Below are 22,538 nucleotides of genomic sequence, written 5' to 3'. Positions count from 1 at the left end.
TCTCAGTTAAACAGAAGAGCAGGCATGATCAATCAGAGAGCAAACCTATGAAAATAAAATTCCCTTTGGTAGTGGTATTTACTATGGCTACCATTTCGTCATTCGCAACGTTTGCAAGCAATACTGCTGGCGGTGAAGAGCAATGGCAAATTGTTGAAGAAAATCAAACTGCAACTCCTGCGACAAGTAAACCGGCTCAAAGTAATCAAAAATCTAATCAGTCTAGAAGCTCATCGCGCAGCAGCGCTAACTCTGGCTTCAAGATCGGTATGGGGTTGGATCAAGGATTAAGTATTGCTGGCCAAATCAATAATACCGTTAACTTTGCAGTGGGTAACGATGGCGTTGCTGCTGACTATATCTTTAGTCGTGGACAATTTGGTGGAGACGTACCTTTTAGCTGGTTTGCTGGCGTCGGTGGTCAAATTCAACGTTCTGATAAGTTTGGACCGCGCGTGGCACTTGGCGTAGAGCTCCCTTTTGCACGGAGTTGGGACGCTTACGCTCAATTAACTCCAAATCTGATGTTTGATAATAGTGATTTGAAGTTAGGTATTGGGGCGGGTATCGGTGTTAGATACAGCTTCTAAATTGAACATAAAAAAATGCCAGCATTTAGATGCTGGCATTTTTGTTTAAAAAGAAATTTTGGGTTATTTATCCATGGCTTTCTTAATGCAGTAGGATGCACCACCCCATGTGATACCAAGCCCTAAAACCATCATAAAGATTGCGCTGACTGTCATACTAAGCCTCTTTCTTACTGGTTAAATTAATCACAATTCCGACCACAACGAGTAGCCCCATAAGTCCCCATCCTAACAAAAGCAGATCCGATTGGTCGTAACCACCGTAGCCTTCGGTAAAGAGAGTCTTAAACTTCGTGGCGACGATAATTGCTAGGATGACAGGAGTAATGAATCGAAGACATACGTCGAACCAAGTACCAATAGTGAAGTCAGATATTTGATTGACATAGTCTCGTACATCAGCAATTTTCAGCAACCAAGCCATAAGGATAATTTCGATTAGGCAGCTTGCTACGATACCAACGTTATTTGCGAAATGGTCGACAAGGTCAAGCAGTAGTAGACCTCCATTAGTGGCGAAGGCCATAGAGATAACTAAGCCTGCACCACAGATAACGCTTGCCGCTTTATTTCTACGCCACTTTAGCTTGTCGATGACGGCAGATGTCACTGCTTCCATAATAGAAATGTGTGAGCTTAAACCTGCAATGACAAGTGCAAAGAAGAAAAGTGGCCCTAGGATATATGGAGCTGGTAGTAAGTTAATCGCTGCTGGTAAAGTTACAAATGCAAGACCAACCCCTGCGGTAACGACTTCAGTCAAAGGTTTACCTTGTTCTTGCGCCATATAGCCTAAAACAGAGAAAATCATGATACCTGCTAGGATTGAGAAGCCGCAGTTAATAAGGACGGTCATAAACGCATTATTGGTGATATCTGACTTCTCGGGTAAGTAACTGGAGTAGGCGAGCATGATGGCAAAGCCAATGCTCAACGTGAAGAAGATCTGCCCATAGGCGGCTGCCCAAACTTTTACATCCCAAATCTTGCTGAAGTCAGGTTCAAACATATAGTTGACGCCATCCAGTGCGCCTGGAAGGAAAATCATACGACCAATCAGCAGTAATACCATGACAAACAGTACTGGCATCATGATTTTCGCTGCGCGCTCAATACCAGATTTAACGCCTCCTGCAATTGCCGCATATGTAATGGCCCAAGCGATAAGCATCGACCCTGCTATTTTCCATTGAATATCACCAAGGTTACTCGGAGAGTTGTCACCAAGCTGCAAGTATTCACTGAAGAAAAATGCATTGGTATCAGTTCCCCAACTTTGCGTGAAAGACATTCCGAAGTATGAAATAGCCCATCCGATAACCGCCACATAGTAAACGGCGATGGTGGCTGCGACACCGACTTGAAACCAACCCAGCCATTCAAACTTGCTGTTGATTTTAGCCAAGGTTGCTGGTGCAGAACCGCGATACTTTTGACCCATACTGAACTCTAAGATCATAAAGGGGATACCGGCGGTAATCATGGCGAACAAATAGGGAATAAAGAACGCGCCACCGCCATTTTCATAAGCCATATAAGGGAAACGCCAGATATTACCAAGCCCAATGGCTGAACCTACCGCTGCAAGTATGAATCCCGCTCGAGATCCCCACTGTTCACGTTTCATAATTAACTCCTTTTAGTGAATCTTCTACATGGCATCATCTATACTCAAATCCAAATATTATTCTGGAATGTAAGTTTCTGCTTATTGATAAATGTTCAAATAATATATTTTATAAATCGGTTGTTATTTTTAATATTATTCTACAAACGTTGATTGAAATAGATGAAGCGACTGGCTTTTGTGCTTTTCAATGTTTTTTATTGAAACATTTAGCTACAAATTAAAATTAGAGTAACGTCGTTATTGCTTGATCGCAATAGATTTCACTGTGCGGGGTTGATTGGTCTATTAGTGATTAATGCTGATATATATTTTTTTGCTGGCTTTATATGTTGAGGTGTTGGAGATGTCACTCTCTCTACTTCTTTTTACTTCAATAAAATTTAGTGAAATATTCTTAAAAATTTCCTGTGATTTTATCTAGCTATATATCGCGATGTAGCATAATAGTTCACATAATGTATCAAGGGTGTTAATAAATGAGTTAAAATCTGAAACTGATGCCAAAGTTGGTTTGAAACTGATTCATCCAATTGGTTTTAAAGCCGATAAGACAGCTTTGATCTTCTGTCGGCAAGTTACAAATAGATATAGTTTCGTTGCTCACTACGGTGCCTTGCCAGCGAATCTGCCCGTTTAAAGCGAGGTTTTTGGTTAGATGGTACTCCATTCCACCAAATATACTTGCCGCAAATCCGGTGTGTGACTTAGTCCACTCCCCAGAAGTATGAGAGGCACCAAGTCCTGCTCCTATGTATGTAGAGGTTTGATCGTTAACTCGATATTCGGCGCTACTTTGAAACTGGAGGTATTGAATTCGAGAGTCCAAGTTCAAGGTATCTAATGAAGAGTCTTGTTGAGAGTAAAATACGCCCATTCGTCCATTGCGAAACGGAAACTCAATTGCTAATGCTGCATTTGCCGATGGAGAAATATCATAACTCTCACCATTGCCGTTTTCGGCAGCACCTCCCATCGAGTAGCCAATAAACGGTGTCACAATGACATTGGCACAACTGGAAAAGCTTAAGAGTGTTGTGGCAAGGGGGAGCAGTAAGAACCTGTATGTCATTTTTGCATTCCTATAAATAAGAACCGATTGGCTACAATTCACGTCTGGGATGTACTAGTTTTAATTATAGTGTGACATTAACGTCATAAATTTGAAGCGGTTACCTGTATATTGTAATTGTATGTCACAATAGTAATTAAAATGTTACAACTGGAGGTGTTATGGAATACGATCTTAAACTAGCTCTGACGATCACGACGGTTGCGTTCAGCACCATTGTTGCGTTTGGACTTATCGCGATCCTAACTGCATAAGATTTATATGGCGAATCTTGGGTTAATTACCAATACCCGAACCGTCATAGATGATGCTCAGTTACAAAAATATATTGGCGGTAAAACGGCGTTAGTTGCACAGGGAGGAGGCCAGCGAGGTATCTTCACATCTGGTGTGCTAGACGCCTTTTTGTTGTCTAATTTTGACCCATTTGATGAGTTTTATGGGACTTCAGCTGGCGCTTTAAACATTTGCGCCTACCTTTCGAGACAAGCCGGCCTAGGCAAATCTTTTATTCTCGACCTTACCACCGATCCACAGTTTTTTAATCTGTTTAGTTTTATTCGTCGCAAACAGTATCTCAACTTAGAATGGGCGCTCGACAGAATTTGTGAGTATCCGTATAAGCTAGATATCGACATGGGGCGAAGGGTCATTGGTCAGCGAAGAGCATTCGCAGCGGTCACCGATGTTTCGACTCTCAAAGATCACTATTTCCCAATGTTGCAAGATAATTGGTATCAAGTGCTGATGGCCACAAGTGCGATTCCCAATTTATTTGAGGGTTCGGTAACATTGAATCAACAAGCATTCATCGATGGAGGGGTGTCTGCGTCAATACCCGTTCAAGAAGCATGGCGACAAGAGAACCGTACGATCGTCGTAATTCGAACAGAAGAGTGTGGAGGTGAAGATACTCCAGTGGTGGATGATCAACCCGTTGCCACCGAACCACCAACTTGGTTCAGGGAGTCACTTAACGGCTTACAGCTACAGTGGCAAGAAAAAATACAGAGTTGGTCTAATGACTGGAATGGTTTCTTTGATAACCAAATATTAAAAGCTCAGGAAAGTAAGCATGCACAACATCTCAACCTAATTAACGGTGGTCGATGGCTGTTCGGCGCTGCAGATATTTACCGTCTCAGTCATTTATTCGGAGAAAAGTTTGATTCTGGGTTAGCCGATATGCTCATGGTGCATTACCAAACATATGCGTTAACTCAAGAGTTCTTGAAAACCCCTCCTGATGACTGCTTCGTACTACAAATTGCTCCAGAAGTTGCTTTAAAAACCGCTTCTTTAATGAGTGATCCTGAGGATATTCTACATGACTATCAACTTGGGCTCGATGCTGGATTCCGTTTTGTCGAGCGTTATAATCTTGCAAGTATCACTCAAGTAAACGCTTCAGAAACGTCTGACCTTTGGCTGCCATCTCAAACAGGTTAGTTATTGTTCGTCGTGAAAAAAGTGCTGATATTGTTAACAGCTCTTTAATCATCTATTGATTGTTTTTTATACGTCAGATTTTATTGATGCCTTTGCCAATCAATGTCGTATGGTGATTTGAGCCCCAAAGATTCATCTATATGCGTGATATTTGTCACGGCAATCCATTAAACTGCTTCACAATTACTTCGCAAAGTAAAAAAATTAATAGGTTGTTGTTTTTTGGAGTGCAAAATGTACATGGCTCAACCCGGGCACATTGATCATATCAAGCAGATCAATGCTGGTCGTGTGTATAAACTGATAGACCAATTTGGGCCTATTTCGCGAATCGATTTATCGAAACTAAGTAGTTTAGCTCCGGCTAGTATTACTAAAATCACTCGCGAGCTTATTGATGCACACCTAATACACGAAACCACCGTTCAGGAGGCGACCAGTCGAGGTCGTCCGGCTGTTGGATTACAAACCAACAATCAAGGTTGGCAATTCCTTTCCATGCGTTTGGGGCGAGGCTATCTATCTATCGCGTTGCACGAGCTTGGCGGCGACGTTCTTATCGATACCAAAATAGAAATTCACGAAGTGGATCAGGAAGATGTACTTGCTAGACTGCTTTATGAAATTGATGACTTCTTTGAAAGTTACAATGAGCAACTCGATCGTGTCACCAGTATTGCGTTGACGTTGCCCGGTTTGGTGAATTCTGATCAAGGCATTGTGTTGCAAATGCCCCATTACAATGTAAAGAACTTAAACATTGGCGAGGAAATTTTTAAAGCAACAGGATTGCCTGTTTTCGTAGCGAATGATACCCGGGCGTGGGCATTGGCGGAAAACCTCTTTGGGCACTCTCAAGATTGCGATAACTCAGTGTTAATCTCAATTCACCATGGGCTAGGTGCCGGAATCATCTTAGATGGTCGTGTGTTGCAAGGTCGCCACGGCAATATCGGTGAGTTAGGGCATATCCAGATCGATCGCAATGGCGCACCTTGTCACTGTGGCAACAGAGGCTGCCTTGAAACTGTTGCTAGTTCACAAGCTATCAGGGACGAAGTCTCTAAGAGATTAGCGAAAGGCGAAGCGTCGGTTCTTTCTGAATGCGAAGACATTACAGTCGAAGCTATTTGTGAAGCGGCGGCGAATGGTGACGCTCTAGCGATTGGGGTGATAGAGAAATTAGGCGAACATTTAGGTTCTGCTATTGCTATTGTCATCAACCTCTTCAATCCTGAAAAGGTATTGATTGGTGGTGTTATCAACCAAGCGAAATCGATTTTATATCCCGCCATTGAGCGTTGTATCGCAGAGCAAAGCCTCCCTGTTTATACTCAAGATCTACAACTTGTCGAGTCTCGTTTTTATAAACAAGCAACAATGCCGGGCGCCGCTTTGGTGAAACAAGCGTTATATGATGGCTTGCTTCTGATGAAAGTGATTGAAGGATAAGGCTTTTCACCATTTTTGTAGACGGTCATACTTTTCTATACAAAGTCAGTAAACTTCTTGTGCTTCCTGCCGATTACATGAGATAAGAGTTTTAGTTCGTGTTATGCCAAGGAAGCCTCATGTCGAGCGTTTTAAGTTCAGTAGATCAGCGTACCCAGTTAGTGGGAGAAAATAGATTAGAGCTGTTAATGTTTACGCTTAACAGCCGTCAAACTTTCGCTATCAACGTATTCAAAGTAAAGGAAGTGCTAAAGCTTCCTGCCTTAACTCAGCTTCCTGGCTCTCATTCCAGTATTCGCGGAGTGGCTTCTCTGCGTGGCGAGTCCGTTCCGGTGATTGATTTACGTCGTGCTATCGGCTTTCCGCCAGCAAAAGACGGTGGCGACCAAAACCTGATTATTACAGAGTACAATCGTTCCGTTCAGGGCTTTTTAGTTGGTGAAGTGAAGAATATCGTTAATACTGCTTGGACAGAGATTCAACCCCCGCCTCGTACAGTAGGTCGTGCAAACTACCTTACGGCGATCACCAAGGTTGAAGAAAATCAGCAAGTCAATCTAGTTGAAATCATCGATGTTGAAAAAGTACTAGCAGAGATCATCGACTATGATGTGTCGATTTCTGAACATACCCTTGATCGCAGCTTATTGCCTCACTTGTCAGGTAAAAAAATCCTTATCGTTGATGATTCTTCCACGGCTCGTAATCAAGTGAAAGGTACATTGGATCAGCTTGGCGTCGAGATCATAGAGTGCTTTGATGGTGCGATGGCTTTCAACCTTCTCAAGCAGTGGTGTGATGAGGGCATTGATGTATGTAATGAATTATTGATGATGATTACAGACGCAGAAATGCCCGAAATGGACGGCTACAAGCTGACGCATGAAGTTAGAAGTGATCCTAGAATGCGAGATCTGTTTATTACTTTAAATACCTCGCTTAGTGGTAGCTTTAATGATGCGATGGTAGAGAAAGTCGGCTGTGACCGTTTTATTTCTAAGTTTCAACCTGATTTACTAGTTGAAGTTGTGCAAGACCGTATGCGAGAGACATTGTAATTGTTTTGCATCGCAAAATAATTTACGCCGTACGTTAAAAATGAGCTATAATTTGGTTGTATTATGGTTAAATACCATAAGAGTCATAAATACAGTTTAACTACCAGCTAAAGGTTGTTCCATCAGAATGATTTGGTTAACTTCTAAGGTCTTGATGACGTTAAGTTTACTCATTTTCAAGGAATGGAAAAAAAGACGTACGGAAGCGGCAGTCGAAGCGGATCTATGATTCAATATGATTTAAAACGGGAGCAATAGCTCCCGTTTTTTCGTTCTATGTTTGCAATCAGTGGAACTCTCTTGACTGCACCTTAAGATCAGAAAGTTGCTCGGTCATATCGATCAAGCGTCCAGCTATTACGTGGATGACTTGCCCCTCACGTTCTAAAATCCCTTTCACCTTAAGGATTTTAGCGGTGAGGTACTGTTTTTTCTGAGCTCTTGCGGTGGCTTGCCAAACAACAACATTAATATTGCCGGTATCATCTTCGAGTGTAAAAAAGGTCACGCCTGCTGCGGTGCCTGGTGACTGTTTTCCAGTGACAGTACCCACTACGGTGACCAAAGATTTGTGTGGCTTCAGAGTAAGATCCTGCATACGAGTAAAGTGTCCTAACTTGCCAGCTTGGTCCAAGAGGGTGATGGGGTGTTGATTGAGGGACACGTTCATTGCAGAGAAATCCTCTAACATATCTTCAATTGGCGATGGCTGATGGGGGAGTGACGAATCATCACTCTTCTCCCCTTTAAACAAGGGTAAATCCTGTAAATTATCCATCATCGCCCATCGTGTAGCGTAACGGTGCCCTGATATGGCTTTCAGGGCATTAGCTGAAGCGAGTATTTCCAACTCACGACGATTCAGGCCAAGCTGTTTAATTTGCGTGGCTGTCGTGAAGCCCTCGCGAGGCCTATGTTGTAGCAGGCGTTGCATACTCGATTCACTGAGCCCGTTAACTTGTCTAAAGCCAAGTTGTAGTACTAAGCCTTGTGGTGTCGATCTTAAATAGTGATGGTATTGCGAGTAATTGACGCACACCGGGGCAATAGAAACATGATGTCGTTTAGCGTCTTGGAGCAGTTGTGATGAGCTGTAAAAGCCCATAGGCAGACTATTGAGTAACGCGGTATAAAAAGCATCTGGGTAATAGTGTTTAAGCCAAGCGCTGCAATAAGCAAGCACAGCAAAAGAGGCTGAGTGACTTTCCGGAAAGCCATACTCACCGAATCCACATATTTGCTCAAATAGTCGCTCGGCAAATTCGGTCTCATAGCCTTTGGCCTGCATACCTTGAATCAATTTAGAGCGAAACTTAAATAAATCGCCATTTTTCTTCCAAGCTGCCATGGCTCTGCGTAGTTGATCCGCTTCACCGCCAGTGAATCCTGCTGCAACCATCGCAAGCTTGATGACCTGTTCTTGAAAAATAGGCACCCCTAGGGTGCGAGAAAGGACAGATTCGACTTCTTTGGAAGGGTAAGAAATGGCTTCTTCTCCGTTTCTACGTTTCAAAAAGGGATGAACCATATCCCCTTGTATCGGCCCGGGCCTCACAATGGCAATTTGAATGACCAAATCGTAATACGTAGCGGGCTTTAAACGTGGCAACATGCTCATTTGTGCTCGTGATTCGATTTGGAATACGCCAATAGTGTCGGCGCGTTGAATCATGGCATACACATTAGGATCATCTTGTCGGCGAGTGATGTCTGCAATGGTCAGTGTTCGACCGTAGTGTTTATTGATCAGCTGAAAACATTTGCGGATTGCGGTTAGCATTCCCAAGGCAAGGACATCGACTTTGAGTAGACCAAGGCTCTCAAGGTCATCCTTATCCCATTGAATGACAGTACGTTCAGCCATGGCGGCATTTTCTACTGGAACCAATTCATAAAGTGGCCCTGATGAAATGACAAATCCACCCACATGTTGCGAGAGGTGCCGTGGAAAACCTGTGATCTCATTGACGAGTTCAATAAACTGCTGACCTTTCAGTGAGTCAGGCTTCAGCCCTAGCTCGATAAGTTGAGCTTGCCAACCTTGTGAGCGATCACGGCGGTTGATGTTCTTGATGAAATAGTCGAGTTGAGTGTCGCTAACCCCTAAGGCTTTACCTACATCACGTACAGCACTTTTAAAACGATAAGAGATCACGGTTGCTGCAAGGGCAGCACGCTCTCGTCCATACTTTTGATAGATGTACTGTATTACCTCCTCGCGGCGCTCATGTTCAAAATCAACGTCGATATCGGGCGGCTCATTACGTTCTTTACTAATGAAACGCTCAAACAGGACCGAGATTTGTCTCGGATCAACAGCGGTTATTTCTAAGCAGTAACAGACGATAGAGTTCGCCGCTGAACCTCGTCCTTGGTAAAGAATGCCTTGTTGTTTGGCAAACATGACGATGTCATGAATAGTGAGAAAGAAAAACGGATAATCCAGTTCCTCAATCAAGGCTAATTCTTTATTAATAGTTTGCTCCACATGTGAAGGCAGTCCTTCGGGGAATCGCTGTGCTTTACCACGCTCGACTAACTCTCTGAGATACCCCATTGGTGTTTTGCCGTTAGGAATAAGCTCACTAGGATATTCGTAACGAAGTTTGCTGAGCTTAAACTCACATAAGCTTGAAATATATACACTCTCGTTTAACCACTCAGAGCGATACAGTTTCTCCAATTTAGTTTTGGGTCTTAAGCTTCGCTCGGTATTAACCAGTAAGTGACTGCATACTTTTTCGATAGAGGTATTGAGTTTTATCGCGGTTAATGTGTGTTGCAGCGGAAGCCGAGTTGCGGTGTGCATCAAAACGCCACCACAAGCGGTAATGGGGAGCTGAAAATCAACAGACAGTGTCTCGCAATGTTGTATATAGCGATGTTCATTGGAAGTCAGGTGACGTTGTAAGCCAATCCAAAGACGCTGGTGGTGATACTGTACCAACCAGCGACCCCATCTCACATCAGACTCTCTGCCTGTCGGTAGCCATAGAATAAGACAATGACGTAATGACATGATGTCCCATTCTGATAGTTGGTAATCGCCTTTCTCGCAGCGCCGTCTAGCATTCGTTATAATACGGCAGAGTTCAGCGTAGGCTTCCCGTGTTGGACTAAGCAAAATGAACTGACACTCATCATTGAGCCAAAACATGCTACCGACGATTTGTTTTAGCGATAGACCATGCTGCTTAATGGCGGTATGAGCCCGCACTGCACCTGCGATGGAGCATTCATCCGTAATAGCAATAGCGGAATACTGTAAGAACTCTGCTTGCAATACTAGTTCTTCGGCGTGAGAAGCACCGGTTAAAAACGAAAAGTTGCTTTGGCAAAATAATTCGGCGTATTTCATATCTGTTTTACTTTTCCGGACTAACTGAATAACCCATGAATAAACCACTGTTTATCTTCGGTTCGAAACAACCACAACCATTGTCCTTGTTCGTTACGAGCAACGTAGTAATCACGTTTAATGTCATTACCATCCCACCAACCGCTGATGATTCTCTCTGGCCCTAAAATGACAGAAACACGCTGCTCTAATAAAACTGGCTTAGGGTAGAGCAAGCTAGGGCGGAGCTTTTTGAGTAAGTAGGTATTTACCTCGGCTTTATCATTGGCTGTTGGCGTCATAGGTTGGGTGGCAAATTCAGGTCTTGGATCGTCAGTGAGCTTGAGGGATGTGACCGCTTGTAAGCCAAGCTTGGCTTGTAAGGTCGATATGAGCTCAAGGCTAGTTTGACTTCCTTTCACACCATCAAAGAGATCGTGTTCATTCACCTGAGTTTCTTCAGCTCGAACGATAGAAAGCGTTAAGCCATTTACGGGACCATCAAGCTGGATACTCTCCAAAGTTAACCTAGAAAGTGCTTGCCATTTCGTGGCCAGGTAATCGCCTTGAGCGGAATGAAAAGTCACAGGCTTATCGCCATGATCTCGTTGATGTAACGTGAGCTGTAATTCAAACGCGACCTTGTCACGAAGCTTCAAAAATACCTCTAATTGCTTGAATAACCGCGTCAATGGCTTTTGCAGCCAGTCGATATTTTCAATATCAAACAGCAACTCCAGATATTGGCTAAAGTGCTCTGCAGGGTGGTAAAACTCCACAGGATGCTTAAATTGGCCAGTCAGTCTTCCTACATAGTTGACGAGGTCGATATCAAAACGTTTTGCTACTTCAGGTAAAGGTAGTACTAGTAAATCGTCGATGGTCTGAATACCGACTCGTTGTAGTTTCTCTACTTGTTTATTAGGTAGCTCAGTACATGTTAAGGGGTAGCTCAGGATGGCTTGTTTCAGATGAGTGAGCTGTGGCTCAATCCAGTTTTTACCTTGCTTCGCCATTAACATCGCACTGAAAGGTGACTGGCCTGTAGAGTAAAACGTTTGAACCTCAAGATGGCTAAGGTGTGCGTATAGAGTCGACCAATAATTGTCGATGCCATCATAGAGTGAAAGCATATTAGTTACTTTGATTAACAATCCATTAGGCGGAAATAGGCAAATATCAGAGGTGATCATATACAACCATTGAGCGATATCATTCAACCGGTTAGCTTCCATTTCTGGGTCGTATGGGTGTACTTGAAGATCCTGGCAAAGTGCGGCTGCACTACCAAGCCCCATTCCTAATTTAACACCTTGTTCAAGGGCATACTGGTTGGCTTGAATGACTTCATGGCGGCGACCATCGACGATAGCAACAGCGACATCAGCATCATGGTGGCTGTCTTTATTATAAAATAGAGTGTCGAGTTGCAGAGTCGGGAAATGCAAATATAACCACAGTAACATCGTTGTCCCACTTATCCTTGTTGCTGCATTGGGAAAGGAATCACGGTAGAAGTATGAGGTTTTGTAGAAAGTGTTAACTCAGGCCAATAAGTGCTCATATCAATAACAAAACTGTCTCGAACAAAGCCGCCTTTACGTTTAGTGATAGAGATGGAAAGCCCTGTTTCATGAGGAGTCAAATTCAAACTCAAGGAGACGGGTAGTGAGAATACTTGTGATGTGCTTCCGGATAAGGCTGGCTTAAATAAGAACTGTAAGCAGTGTCCGACTTCACTAGCTACTTGTAAGCGCTTTGCTTGATGGATTTCGAGCCCATCTTGCCATAAACAGACACCACAACATGCGCCACTCTTTAAGCATTGCTCTGCTGCCCAGAGTGCGTGTTTCCCTGACTCAGGGTAAATCAGCAAGATCTTGGCAGGATCAATTCCTTGAGCGTATAGGTATTCCGCACATAGATAACCAGGCGGGTTGATGAACACCAGAAGTCGTTCTGTTGTTTGTGCTTGTGCGTAGGGCATTAATAGTCTCAGTTCACCGATACCAAGGGGTGATTGAATATCAATAACACCAGAAATTGGGAAGCCTCCACCTAAACGACGATCTAATTCAGCAAACCCTGTTGAATGACACTCACTGAAAGACTTGGCTCTTGCGCCTTTCCAAATCAATTGTTTACTTTGTAATTCGCTAATCAATTCATGCATAATAAATACCTGTATATATATACAGTATATAATAATTCTTAACGGCTGCAAGCCTTGTATTATCAGGAGGTACACGAATATTAGGAGACAGTTAACATAAACAAAGCGTTAGCCGAATTTAGTGGTAACAAAAAACACGAAAAAAGCAGTGTTCAGACTAGAGCAAATATTTTAATCTCAAAGGAAGATTGCGCCATCGTCGGTTCGGATAGGAGAAGTGGTCGTGTTCAAACAAAATGAAAAATACTCGTTGATTGTACAAGGAGGCGGCCAAAAAGGGGCGTTTGCTGCAGGTGTACTTGATAAATTTATCGATGTGAATTTTGACCCATTCTCACTCTATATTGGCACATCGGCAGGGGCATTGAATGTCTCTTCTTTTGTCACTAAGCAACGTGGTCTAGGGCTAGATTTTATTATGAATTACACTACCCGAGACCGATTTTTCGACTTCAATAAGTTCCTACAAAAACAGCAGCCAATGGATTTGGACTGGGCGTTTGAGTTTGTAAACAGTGGTGAATTTCCTTTGGATCTTGCTAAGGGTGAGCAGTACCTTGGTGAGGATAGAATCGCACTCGCTTGTATTACCGATGTTGAAGAGCTTAAAGATTACTACTATCCGATTTTTGCGGAGAATTGGTTTGATGTACTAAGAGCGACCTGTGCCATTCCAATGCTCTATTATCATGACATTGAATTTGATGGCAAAAAATGGGTCGATGGTGGTGTATCTGCGACTATTCCAGTAGAAGAGTCTTACCGTCGAGGGATAAACAACATGGTAGTCATCAGTACCATTCCGCAGCCGAAACAGCAACATGCGGTGACTGCGTCAGTAAAAGATTCACTAGATAAGTGGAAGAAAGAGCTTGAAGCTGGGTTGGATACTCACATCAACCACTTAAAAATCTCGGGTACCAAGGAAAAGTTGTCAGAGTTCCATAAGAACTTTTCTGAGAAGTTAGAGAGCATTAAAGCGGATTATCAACGCTTAACAGGACCACGCTTGGAATCTTACCGAGAGCAGAACAAACTCAAAGCGGCCGATAAACTTAAGTTATCTAATTGGCTCCAAGACAAAGAAAAGCTTAGCCGACTGATCGACATTCAAAACAAGCGTGTACCTTTCAGTCGCAGCGGTACAAGTCATTTGGATATGTTGGTGTCTCATTATGCTAATCATGCGGAAGTGGAGCAGTTTCTGTTATCACCACCGGAGGATGTAAACCTATGGCACATTCAACCGAAACATGAATTATCGTCAAAAGGGTTGCTGAGCCAGAAAGACCAAATAATGGAAGATTATGAGCACGGTTTTGCAATGGCAGGGGAGTTTCTGTCTGAGCATCATAATGTGAGTCGCTGATGCAAATGGTGAATACCCGTCATTCTTAGATCTACTGAGAATGACGGATTCATGGAAAAATATTAGCTAACCACTCGCTTTGGCTGAGCGTCAATGCACTGACCATTAACGTCGGTGACACTAGGGTCCATCAGGTGTAGATACAATGGCATAATATCTTTCGGTGTTTTGAGCGTATTGGCGTCTTCTCCTGGATACGCTTTTTCACGCATACGAGTACGTGTAGCACCTGGGTTGATGGCATTGACTCTGATTTCAGTATCACTAAGTTCATCCGCTAAAATTTGCATCATGCCTTCTGTTGCAAACTTAGAAATCGCATAAGTGCCCCAGAAAGCACGACCTGAATGGCCAACGGTAGAGGAAGTGAAGATTACTCGTCCTGCCTCTGCTTTTTTCAGTGCAGGCAGCAAGGCTTGCGTCATCAGAAACTCAGACTTGACGTTAATTTTCATCACGTCGTCGAAGGTCTCTTCGTCAATTTGATCGAAAGGGCTTAATGTGCCCAAGACGCTGGCGTTGTGGAGAATGCCATCGAGTTTTCCAAATTGTCCTTCAATCGTTTCCGCCATATCGATGTAATTCTGCTTAGTCGCACCCTTTAGATCTAACGGGATGATAGCGGGTTGTGGGTAGCCTGCATTCTCAATTTCGTCGTAGAGGTACTCTAAATTCTTAACATTACGACCCAATAAAATGACTGTTGCGCCATGTTCGGCATAACTCAAAGCAGCTTGGCGACCAATGCCGGCACCAGCGCCTGTGACTAGAATAACTTTACCTTTTAGCGCCTCAGGAGCGGTTGAATATTCCACTGAACACTTCCTTAGTTTTGAATAATTCTTGGTAATCGTGACAAGATGGTTACAATACACTAATTCGTCGTACAGGGGATTAACACATTGGAATTTTTATTAGACTACGGATTATTTTTAGCCAAGATCGTGACTGTTGTCGTAGCGATTGTCGCGTTGTTGGTTATTGCTAAGTCAGTTGGTGGACGCTCTGGTGGCGCAAAAGGCGAACTTGAAATCACTAACTTAACTGAACAACGTAAACAAACAGTAGAGCAATTAGAACACCACTTACACGATGACGCGTTCATCAAAGCTCGTGATAAAGCAGAAAAGAAAGCGGAAAAAGAGAAAACCAAGCAGCGCGAGAAAGAGATTAAGAAAGCGTCAAAAGATGGTGAGCTTGATAGCAAACGCGAACCACACCTATTCGTTCTCGACTTTAACGGAAGCATTGATGCGAAAGAAGTGGCATCGCTACGTGAAGAAGTGAGCGCGATTCTGGCTGTAGCGCGTGATGGTGACGAAGTATTAGTACGCCTTGAATCCGGTGGCGGTATGGTTCATGCGTATGGTTTGGCATCTTCGCAGCTTGACCGTATTAAAGCCGCGAAATTACCTTTGACTATCGCTGTAGACAAGGTGGCAGCAAGTGGTGGTTATATGATGGCGTGTATTGCTGACAAGATTGTCTCAGCGCCATTTGCTGTTGTTGGTTCTATTGGCGTGATTGCACAATTGCCGAACTTCAATAAGTTATTGAAGAAAAATGATATCGAATTTGAACAGCTTACAGCGGGTGAGTACAAGCGCACGCTAACAATGTTTGGCGAAAACACGGATAAAGCTCGTGACAAGTTCAAACAAGAACTAGAAGAAACGCACGGTCTGTTTAAAGACTTTATTCGCGAACATCGTCCGGCTCTCGACTTGGATAAAGTTGCGACGGGTGAGCACTGGTTTGGTACTCAAGCCAAAGAGCTAGGGCTGGTGGATGAAATTAAAGCATCGGATGATATTGTTATCGAAGCGTGTAAGGACAAAACCGTGTTGTCTATCCACTATGTTCAAAAGAAAAAGATCACCGATAAACTGGCAGGCGTAGCAGGCGAGGCTGCCGATAACGTGCTACTAAAACTGATTAGCCGCGGCCAAAAACCAATCGTATAAACACATTAAGTGAATAGAGCGCCAACAAGGTTATTTGTTGGCGCTTTTTTATGTTTGAAGGTAAAGAAAATGGCATCTTGAGGCTATTGGGTATATAATTCTGCGCCGTAAAATTAAGAACAAAAATGAGTTGGACCTTCAAAGTCGAGCTTATGAAAAGACAACGTGGAGTAAAACATGTCCTCAAACACACCAGTGATTACTGTGGATGGACCAAGTGGTGCTGGCAAAGGCACACTGTGTATGTTGCTAGCTGAGAAATTAGGCTATCACTTACTGGATTCTGGGGCGATTTACCGCGTTTTAGCGTTAGCTGCAATTCATCATGGCGTGGATCTTGAGTCTGAAGACGCGCTAGTCCCATTGGCGATGCACTTAGATGTGCAGTTTGTCGCTGAAGGAGAACTGGTTAAAGTGATCCTTGAAGGTGAAGATGTGTCAGGTGAACTTCGTAAAGAAGAAACTGGCAATGCGGCATCAAAAATCGCAGCGCTGCCTCGCGTAAGAGAAGCTCTGCTACGTCGTCAGAGAGCATTTAATGTCGAGCCTGGTTTGGTTGCCGATGGTCGTGATATGGGAACTGTTGTTTTCCCTGAAGCACCAGTAAAAATCTTTCTAGATGCAAGTGCAGAAGAAAGAGCGCAGAGGCGTTTTAAGCAGTTGCAACTAAAGGGTTTAGATGTTAGATTTGACGACCTTTTGAGCGAGATCGAAGAACGAGACTACCGAGATCGTAACCGTGCGGTTGCACCTCTTCGTCCTGCAGATGACGCTCTAGTGCTAGATTCAACTTCGCTAAACATCGAGCAAGTGTTGGAAAAAGCGCTACAATATATCGAATCTAAACTCACGAAGTAGCCTCTATTAGGCATAGACTTGGTGAGCTTTGAGCCGTTGGTCGCAAGGATGATGACCGACTAAATTATCAACCCCATGCGGTAGGATGCCCATGGACGTTTACTTATTGAAGATTAAATAATGACTGAATCTTTTGCTCAACTCTTTGAAGAGTTTCTAAACGAAACAGAATTCCAACAAGGTAGTATCGTTAAAGGTACTGTAGTTGCTATCGAGAACGGTTTCGTTCTTGTTGACGCTGGCCTTAAGTCTGAGTCTGCTATCCCTGCTGAACAGTTCAAGAACGCTGCTGGCGAACTTGAAGTTGAAGTTGGTGCTGAAGTAGACGTAGCTCTAGACGCTGTTGAAGACGGTTTCGGTGAAACTCAACTTTCTCGTGAGAAAGCGAAGCGTCACGAAGCTTGGATCGTTCTTGAGAAAGCTTACGAAGAAGCTGAAACTGTTGTTGGTATCATCAACGGTAAAGTTAAAGGCGGTTTCACTGTTGAACTAAACGGTATCCGTGCTTTCCTTCCTGGTTCTCTTGTTGACGTGCGTCCAATCCGTGACACTGCTCACCTAGAAAACAAAGAGCTAGAGTTCAAAGTTATCAAGCTAGACCAGAAGCGTAACAACGTTGTTGTTTCTCGTCGTGCTGTTATCGAATCTGAAAACAGCGTTGAGCGTGACGAACTTCTTGAGACTCTACAAGAAGGTACTGAAGTTAAAGGTATCGTTAAGAACCTTACTGACTACGGTGCGTTCGTTGACCTTGGCGGTGTTGACGGTCTTCTACACATCACTGATATGGCGTGGAAGCGTGTTAAGCACCCATCTGAGATCGTTAACGTTGGTGACGAGATCCTAGTTAAAGTTCTTAAGTTCGACCGTGAGCGTACTCGCGTATCACTAGGTCTTAAGCAGCTAGGCGAAGATCCATGGGTAGCAATCGCTAAGCGTTACCCAGAAGGTCACAAGCTAACTGGTCGTGTTACTAACCTAACTGACTACGGCTGCTTCGTTGAAATCGAAGAAGGCGTTGAAGGTCTAGTACACGTTTCAGAAATGGATTGGACTAACAAGAACATTCACCCATCTAAAGTTGTTAATGTTGGCGACGAAGTTGAGGTTATGGTTCTTGATATCGACGAAGAACGTCGTCGTATCTCTCTAGGTCTGAAACAGTGTAAAGCTAACCCATGGCAGTCATTCGCTGAAATGCAAGCTAAGGGCGACAAAGTTACTGGTAAGATCAAGTCTATCACTGACTTTGGTATCTTCATCGGTCTAGAAGGCGGCATCGACGGTCTAGTTCACCTATCTGACATTTCTTGGAATGTTGCTGGTGAAGAAGCAGTTCGTGAGTACAAGAAAGGTGACGAGATCTCTGCAGTTGTTCTAGCAGTAGACGCTGAGCGTGAGCGTATCTCTCTAGGCGTTAAGCAAATGGAAAATGACCCATTCAATGCTTACGTTGCAGACACTAAGAAAGGTACTCTAGTAAACGGTACTGTTACTGCAGTTGACGCTAAAGGTGCTACTATCGAACTAGAAGAGGGTGTAGAAGGCTACATCCGTGCTTCTGAAGTATCACGTGACCGCGTTGAAGATGCGTCTCTAATCCTAAGCGTTGGCGACAGCGTTGAAGCGAAGTTCACAGGTGTTGACCGTAAGAACCGCGTAATCAACCTATCTGTTAAAGCTAAAGATGAAGCTGAAGAGCAAGAAGCAATGGCTTCACTGAACAAGCAAGAAGAAGGCGCGTTCGGTAATGCTATGGCTGATGCATTCAAAGCTGCTAAAGGCGAATAATTTACGCCATTAGTGAAAAAGGAGCCGTAAGGCTCCTTTTTTTTGTTTTTATCTTTTCAAAATATAGACTATTATCAATTTATACAGGCAGTTAGTGCACTGTTGTTGTAAAATGACAAATAGACCACTATTCACTGAATATAAAGATACTAAAGATAAAGAGTAACGAGGGTACCTACCTATGACTAAGTCTGAACTGATAGAAAGACTCTGCGCGGAGCAAACTCATTTGTCCGCAAAGGAAATTGAAGATGCGGTAAAAGATATTCTAGAACATATGGCCAATACGTTAGAGAGCGGTGACCGTATTGAAATCCGCGGTTTTGGTAGCTTTTCTCTTCACTACCGTGAACCTCGTGTAGGTCGCAACCCTAAAACTGGTGATAAAGTGGAACTTGATGGTAAATACGTACCACACTTCAAACCAGGTAAAGAGTTACGTGAGCGCGTGAACGAAAGTCTGTAAATACTCGTTAATCGATAAAACGGCATACTTATTAGTGTGCCGTTTTGTTTTATGGTCGAGTGAGCATAGTCGCTTAATTGTCACTAAAGGTGCCTATGGAATAGTCTATATACTCTAATTTTAGCCACGATTAACAAGATTATTGTTAGAGGGCATGGTGTGTGAATCCAATTTCCTGCATAATCGTAGCTATCCAATAACTGTGGTAAAAACGCATGAAGATTATAAAAATAGTTTTACTGATAGTACTTTTTTTAGTGACCTTAGCTCTTGGCTCACAGAACCAAGAAGTGGTGACTTTTAATTATTTGCTGGCCCAAGGTGATTTCCATCTATCGACCTTACTGGGTAGTGTTTTTGTCGTAGGTTTTGTTATCTCTTGGGTTATTTTTGGCAGCTTACACCTCAAGTCTCAATTGACGGTACGCAAGTTAAAGAAACAGTTAGCGAAACAAAAACCATCAGAATCTAAAGAAGTGGTTAGCTCAAATAGCTAATCAAACACAAAGGGTTAGGGTCTATTTACTAAATGCTTGAGCTATTATTCCTGCTTCTTCCGATAGCTGCAGCCTATGGTTGGTACATGGGTCAGCGCAGCGTGAAGCATGATCGACAGGAGCAATCGCATCAAATATCTCGTCAATATATGACGGGCCTTAACCTATTGCTATCTGATCAATCAGATAAAGCGGTGGATCACTTTATCGAACTGCTACAAGTCGATAATGAGACTATTGATACTCACCTAGCTTTGGGTAACTTATTTCGTTCACGCGGCGAAGTAGACCGGGCCATTCGAATTCACCAAAACCTTATCTCCCGTTCTGGGTTGACCATCGATCAGAAAAACCTCGCTCTGCAACAGCTTGCCAAAGACTATATGGTGTCAGGTTTTCTTGACCGTGCAGAAAAGATCTTCGTTCAATTGGTTGATGAACCTGAACATCGTGAAGCTGCTCTAACGCAACTGCTGGCAATCTATCAGCAAACCAGTGAGTGGTATAAAGCGATTGAGTACGCCACAGCATTACAAAAGATGGGCAAGAAGCGAGTGAAGAACAGCATCGCTCATTTTTGGTGTGAGTTGGCTATGATCGAAAAAGCCGATGGTAATACTAATAAGGCGATCCAAAACTTTAAAAAGGCCCTTGCCGTTGACCCTAGGTGTGCTCGTGCCAGCATTTCATTAGGTAAACTTTATCTGGAAGATGAAGATTACGCTAAAACCGTGTCCTACCTTGAGTCAGTGCTAGAACAAGATAAAGACTTTATCAGTGAAGTTCTCCCTACCTTGGCTGAGTGTTATCACCACTTAGGGCAAGAACAGGGTTTGGTTGAATTTCTGAGAGCCAGTATTGAAAAAGGTGCCGGTGTTTCTGCTGAGTTGATGTTGGCGCAGCTAGTTGCAAACCACGAAGGAACGGAGGCCGCACAGGCGTTGCTTACTCGGCAGCTGGTTCGTAGCCCAACCATGAAGGGTTTCTACCGCCTGATGGACTATCATCTTGCGAATGCGGAAGAGGGTCGAGCGAAGGAGAGTTTAACGACCTTACAATCACTGGTGGGTGAGCAATTAAAAACTAAGCCGCACTATCGATGCCGTAAATGTGGCTTTTCAACGCATTCGTTATATTGGCATTGTCCTTCATGTAAAGGATGGGGTACGATCAAGCCTATACGAGGACTGGATGGCGAGTAGCCTCCGACACAGAATTTTTAATGCAGCACTTATGTGCTGCTTTTTTTGAGTAAAACTCAACTTTCAACGAGGAGCGAAAATGATTGACCAAAAAGTGATTGTTGCACTGGACTATGATAACCAAGCCGATGCATTAGCTTTTGTCGATAGAATTGACCCAAGCTCTTGCCGACTAAAAGTGGGCAAAGAGATGTTCACACTATTTGGTCCTGAGTTCGTTCGAGAGCTTCATAAACGAGGCTTCTCTGTATTTCTAGATCTTAAGTTTCATGACATCCCTAATACTTGCTCGAAAGCAGTACGAGCTGCAGCAGAGTTGGGTGTTTGGATGGTAAACGTCCATGCTTGCGGTGGTGAGCGTATGATGGCGGCATCTCGTGAGATTCTAGAACCTTATGGTAAAGACCGACCGTTGCTTATTGGTGTGACTGTACTGACGAGTATGGAGCAGTCAGATCTCGCGGGTATCGGTATTAATGTTGAGCCTCAGGAGCACGTTCTTCGTTTGGCTAACCTAACCAAAGATGCTGGCTTGGATGGGGTAGTTTGTTCTGCTCAAGAGTCAAGCATGCTAAAAGCACAACTTGGCAAAGAGTTTAAACTAGTTACTCCAGGTATTCGTCCAGCAGGTGCTGCGGTTGGTGACCAAAAACGTATCATGACACCAGATATGGCGATTCAGGCGGGCTCTGATTATCTTGTGATTGGTCGCCCAATTACTCAAGCAGAAAACCCAGCTCAGGTTCTAGCAGACATCAATGCGTCTTTGCGTTAAACCAAATTGCTAAGCCATTAAAAAGAAAAGAGCCAATGTCGATAAGATGTTGGCTCTTTTTTATGCTGCTTGCTAAATAGGCTTAAGAGGGTATTCCGCTATGGAACTTAAAGTCATTATCTGGAGACGAAATTAGCTCCGCCTCGATCTTACCAAAGTAAGCCACTCGTTCACTGATATCTTCACCGGCTACCTGCTCTGCCAACGTTAAGTAGTCTTGGTAGTGGCGCGCTTCCGAACGCAATAGTGATATGTAGAATTTTGCGATATCGTCATCCATGTGAGGTGCCAACTTAGCAAAACGTTCGCACGATCGAGCTTCGATATAGGCACCAATAATGAGCTTATCTACTAGGGTATTAGGCTCATAAGTTGCCATTTTCGACAGTAATCCTTTCGCATATCGGCTTGCGGGTATTGGTTCATAAGCAATACCACGCTGTTCCATGATTTCCAATACTTGATAGAAGTGATGCAGCTCTTCCTTAATCAGTAACACCATTTTATCGATTAAGTTTTGGCTATAAGGTGAGTCGGACTTGGCGATAATGGACTTAGAAATATTGCTCTTACCACGCAGTGTTTCCATATTACCAATACGGCGATATGCAAACTCTTCATAAGGCTTAAACCAATCAAACAACACAGTTGCGCTTTGTTTATCTACTGCGTATTTGCGGATCAGGAACATCGCCGACTGACCTGCTTTCAACTCACTAAAAGAATGGGTGTGCATGTGAAGTGAGTCACGCATTTTTGCTGAGTGAGAGTATTTATCTGCGACTTAACATCTTAGAGCGAATACTGTTGCTGTCCTTATGAGTTTATATGACTATTAGCAGCTAGTGATATCGATCT

The 22,538-nt window shown here is 43.4% G+C and carries 21 protein-coding genes; 13 read left to right on the top strand and 8 right to left on the bottom strand.

What is annotated here, in order from left to right:
- Positions 1-47 precede the first annotated feature (47 nt).
- Positions 48-590, top strand: a complete 543-nt coding sequence (locus VME0621_RS13895; protein ID WP_062460375.1) for a hypothetical protein — start codon at positions 48-50, stop codon at positions 588-590.
- A 63-nt stretch (positions 591-653) separates the two neighbouring features.
- Here the strand turns inward: VME0621_RS13895 and VME0621_RS26615 are convergent, their stop codons facing one another.
- From VME0621_RS26615 to VME0621_RS13885, 3 genes are all read right to left on the bottom strand, one after another.
- On the bottom strand, positions 654-746 hold the full coding sequence (locus VME0621_RS26615; protein WP_006075081.1) for a MetS family NSS transporter small subunit: 93 nt from the start codon (positions 744-746) through the stop codon (positions 654-656).
- 1 nt (position 747) lies between these two features.
- Positions 748-2,217, bottom strand: a complete 1,470-nt coding sequence (locus tag VME0621_RS13890) for a sodium-dependent transporter (RefSeq protein ID WP_062460373.1) — start codon at positions 2,215-2,217, stop codon at positions 748-750.
- Between the two features lie 484 nt (positions 2,218-2,701).
- Entirely contained in the window at positions 2,702-3,289 is a 588-nt protein-coding gene (locus VME0621_RS13885; protein WP_062460372.1) for an outer membrane protein, read from the bottom strand.
- 161 nt (positions 3,290-3,450) lie between these two features.
- Here VME0621_RS13885 and cydH point away from each other — a divergent pair, with 161 nt between their 5' ends.
- From cydH to VME0621_RS13870, 4 genes are all read left to right on the top strand, one after another.
- The gene (gene cydH / locus VME0621_RS26610) at positions 3,451-3,543 is read left to right on the top strand and encodes a cytochrome bd-I oxidase subunit CydH (RefSeq protein WP_096441502.1); all 93 of its coding nucleotides are present in this window, start codon (positions 3,451-3,453) and stop codon (positions 3,541-3,543) included.
- A 7-nt stretch (positions 3,544-3,550) separates the two neighbouring features.
- Positions 3,551-4,738 (top strand): patatin-like phospholipase family protein, encoded by a 1,188-nt coding sequence (locus VME0621_RS13880; RefSeq protein WP_062460370.1) that lies wholly within the window; start codon positions 3,551-3,553, stop codon positions 4,736-4,738.
- A 234-nt stretch (positions 4,739-4,972) separates the two neighbouring features.
- On the top strand, positions 4,973-6,190 hold the full coding sequence (gene mlc, locus VME0621_RS13875) for a sugar metabolism global transcriptional regulator Mlc (RefSeq protein WP_006075076.1): 1,218 nt from the start codon (positions 4,973-4,975) through the stop codon (positions 6,188-6,190).
- A 119-nt stretch (positions 6,191-6,309) separates the two neighbouring features.
- On the top strand, positions 6,310-7,248 hold the full coding sequence (locus VME0621_RS13870; protein ID WP_062460368.1) for a chemotaxis protein CheV: 939 nt from the start codon (positions 6,310-6,312) through the stop codon (positions 7,246-7,248).
- A gap of 286 nt (positions 7,249-7,534) precedes the next feature.
- Here VME0621_RS13870 and VME0621_RS13865 read toward each other — a convergent pair whose 3' ends face one another.
- Genes VME0621_RS13865 through imuA form a run of 3 tightly spaced genes read right to left on the bottom strand, consistent with a single transcriptional unit; the run spans position 7,535 to position 12,758 of the window.
- Positions 7,535-10,606, bottom strand: a complete 3,072-nt coding sequence (locus tag VME0621_RS13865; RefSeq protein WP_062460366.1) for an error-prone DNA polymerase — start codon at positions 10,604-10,606, stop codon at positions 7,535-7,537.
- Between the two features lie 20 nt (positions 10,607-10,626).
- Entirely contained in the window at positions 10,627-12,051 is a 1,425-nt protein-coding gene (locus tag VME0621_RS13860; protein WP_062460364.1) for a Y-family DNA polymerase, read from the bottom strand.
- 11 nt (positions 12,052-12,062) lie between these two features.
- Complete coding sequence (imuA, locus tag VME0621_RS13855; RefSeq protein ID WP_062460362.1) at positions 12,063-12,758, bottom strand: translesion DNA synthesis-associated protein ImuA; 696 nt, start codon at positions 12,756-12,758, stop codon at positions 12,063-12,065.
- A gap of 223 nt (positions 12,759-12,981) precedes the next feature.
- Between imuA and VME0621_RS13850 the strand changes: the two genes are divergently transcribed.
- Positions 12,982-14,127: a patatin-like phospholipase family protein gene (locus VME0621_RS13850; RefSeq protein ID WP_062460360.1), complete on the top strand. Its 1,146-nt coding sequence runs from the start codon at positions 12,982-12,984 to the stop codon at positions 14,125-14,127.
- A 62-nt stretch (positions 14,128-14,189) separates the two neighbouring features.
- Here the strand turns inward: VME0621_RS13850 and VME0621_RS13845 are convergent, their stop codons facing one another.
- A complete protein-coding gene (locus VME0621_RS13845; protein ID WP_006075070.1) occupies positions 14,190-14,942 on the bottom strand; it encodes a YciK family oxidoreductase in 753 nt (250 codons plus the stop codon).
- Between the two features lie 87 nt (positions 14,943-15,029).
- Between VME0621_RS13845 and sohB the strand changes: the two genes are divergently transcribed.
- The 7 genes from sohB to pyrF all read left to right on the top strand — a co-directional run bounded on the left by sohB (position 15,030) and on the right by pyrF (position 21,680).
- Positions 15,030-16,091: a protease SohB gene (gene sohB, locus VME0621_RS13840; protein ID WP_038230006.1), complete on the top strand. Its 1,062-nt coding sequence runs from the start codon at positions 15,030-15,032 to the stop codon at positions 16,089-16,091.
- 177 nt (positions 16,092-16,268) lie between these two features.
- Positions 16,269-16,949, top strand: a complete 681-nt coding sequence (gene cmk / locus VME0621_RS13835; protein WP_031496510.1) for a (d)CMP kinase — start codon at positions 16,269-16,271, stop codon at positions 16,947-16,949.
- Between the two features lie 120 nt (positions 16,950-17,069).
- Positions 17,070-18,740, top strand: coding sequence for a 30S ribosomal protein S1 (gene rpsA / locus VME0621_RS13830; protein WP_038230008.1), 1,671 nt, complete (start codon positions 17,070-17,072; stop codon positions 18,738-18,740).
- 181 nt (positions 18,741-18,921) lie between these two features.
- A complete protein-coding gene (ihfB, locus tag VME0621_RS13825) occupies positions 18,922-19,206 on the top strand; it encodes an integration host factor subunit beta (protein ID WP_038230010.1) in 285 nt (94 codons plus the stop codon).
- A gap of 215 nt (positions 19,207-19,421) precedes the next feature.
- Entirely contained in the window at positions 19,422-19,703 is a 282-nt protein-coding gene (locus VME0621_RS13820) for a LapA family protein (protein WP_038230012.1), read from the top strand.
- Positions 19,704-19,735: 32 nt separating this feature from the next.
- Positions 19,736-20,905: a lipopolysaccharide assembly protein LapB gene (gene lapB, locus VME0621_RS13815; RefSeq protein ID WP_038230014.1), complete on the top strand. Its 1,170-nt coding sequence runs from the start codon at positions 19,736-19,738 to the stop codon at positions 20,903-20,905.
- Positions 20,906-20,984: 79 nt separating this feature from the next.
- A complete protein-coding gene (gene pyrF / locus VME0621_RS13810) occupies positions 20,985-21,680 on the top strand; it encodes an orotidine-5'-phosphate decarboxylase (protein ID WP_062460358.1) in 696 nt (231 codons plus the stop codon).
- A gap of 82 nt (positions 21,681-21,762) precedes the next feature.
- Here the strand turns inward: pyrF and miaE are convergent, their stop codons facing one another.
- Positions 21,763-22,434 carry a tRNA isopentenyl-2-thiomethyl-A-37 hydroxylase MiaE gene (gene miaE, locus VME0621_RS13805; protein ID WP_370736771.1) on the bottom strand — a complete coding sequence of 224 codons (672 nt, stop codon included), beginning with the start codon at positions 22,432-22,434 and terminating at the stop codon, positions 21,763-21,765.
- Positions 22,435-22,538 lie beyond the last annotated feature (104 nt).

Source organism: Vibrio mediterranei (genome assembly GCF_900088415.1).
In the GTDB taxonomy this organism is placed as follows: Bacteria; Pseudomonadota; Gammaproteobacteria; order Enterobacterales; family Vibrionaceae; genus Vibrio; species Vibrio mediterranei.
This window is presented reverse-complemented; position numbering and strand designations above follow the sequence as displayed.

Excerpts from the sequence above, each read along its gene's own strand:
- VME0621_RS13890 (WP_062460373.1), bottom strand. The coding sequence starts at position 2,217 with ATGAAACGTGAACAGTGGGGATCTCGAGCGGGATTCATACTTGCAGCG.
- cydH (WP_096441502.1), top strand. The coding sequence starts at position 3,451 with ATGGAATACGATCTTAAACTAGCTCTGACGATCACGACGGTTGCGTTC.
- imuA (WP_062460362.1), bottom strand. The coding sequence starts at position 12,758 with ATGCATGAATTGATTAGCGAATTACAAAGTAAACAATTGATTTGGAAA.
- pyrF (WP_062460358.1), top strand. The coding sequence starts at position 20,985 with ATGATTGACCAAAAAGTGATTGTTGCACTGGACTATGATAACCAAGCC.
- cmk (WP_031496510.1), top strand. The coding sequence starts at position 16,269 with ATGTCCTCAAACACACCAGTGATTACTGTGGATGGACCAAGTGGTGCT.
- rpsA (WP_038230008.1), top strand. The coding sequence starts at position 17,070 with ATGACTGAATCTTTTGCTCAACTCTTTGAAGAGTTTCTAAACGAAACA.
- VME0621_RS13885 (WP_062460372.1), bottom strand. The coding sequence starts at position 3,289 with ATGACATACAGGTTCTTACTGCTCCCCCTTGCCACAACACTCTTAAGC.
- lapB (WP_038230014.1), top strand. The coding sequence starts at position 19,736 with ATGCTTGAGCTATTATTCCTGCTTCTTCCGATAGCTGCAGCCTATGGT.
- VME0621_RS26615 (WP_006075081.1), bottom strand. The coding sequence starts at position 746 with ATGACAGTCAGCGCAATCTTTATGATGGTTTTAGGGCTTGGTATCACA.
- VME0621_RS13870 (WP_062460368.1), top strand. The coding sequence starts at position 6,310 with ATGTCGAGCGTTTTAAGTTCAGTAGATCAGCGTACCCAGTTAGTGGGA.
- mlc (WP_006075076.1), top strand. The coding sequence starts at position 4,973 with ATGTACATGGCTCAACCCGGGCACATTGATCATATCAAGCAGATCAAT.
- VME0621_RS13820 (WP_038230012.1), top strand. The coding sequence starts at position 19,422 with ATGAAGATTATAAAAATAGTTTTACTGATAGTACTTTTTTTAGTGACC.
- miaE (WP_370736771.1), bottom strand. The coding sequence starts at position 22,434 with ATGCGTGACTCACTTCACATGCACACCCATTCTTTTAGTGAGTTGAAA.
- ihfB (WP_038230010.1), top strand. The coding sequence starts at position 18,922 with ATGACTAAGTCTGAACTGATAGAAAGACTCTGCGCGGAGCAAACTCAT.
- VME0621_RS13895 (WP_062460375.1), top strand. The coding sequence starts at position 48 with ATGAAAATAAAATTCCCTTTGGTAGTGGTATTTACTATGGCTACCATT.
- VME0621_RS13865 (WP_062460366.1), bottom strand. The coding sequence starts at position 10,606 with ATGAAATACGCCGAATTATTTTGCCAAAGCAACTTTTCGTTTTTAACC.
- VME0621_RS13880 (WP_062460370.1), top strand. The coding sequence starts at position 3,551 with ATGGCGAATCTTGGGTTAATTACCAATACCCGAACCGTCATAGATGAT.
- VME0621_RS13860 (WP_062460364.1), bottom strand. The coding sequence starts at position 12,051 with ATGTTACTGTGGTTATATTTGCATTTCCCGACTCTGCAACTCGACACT.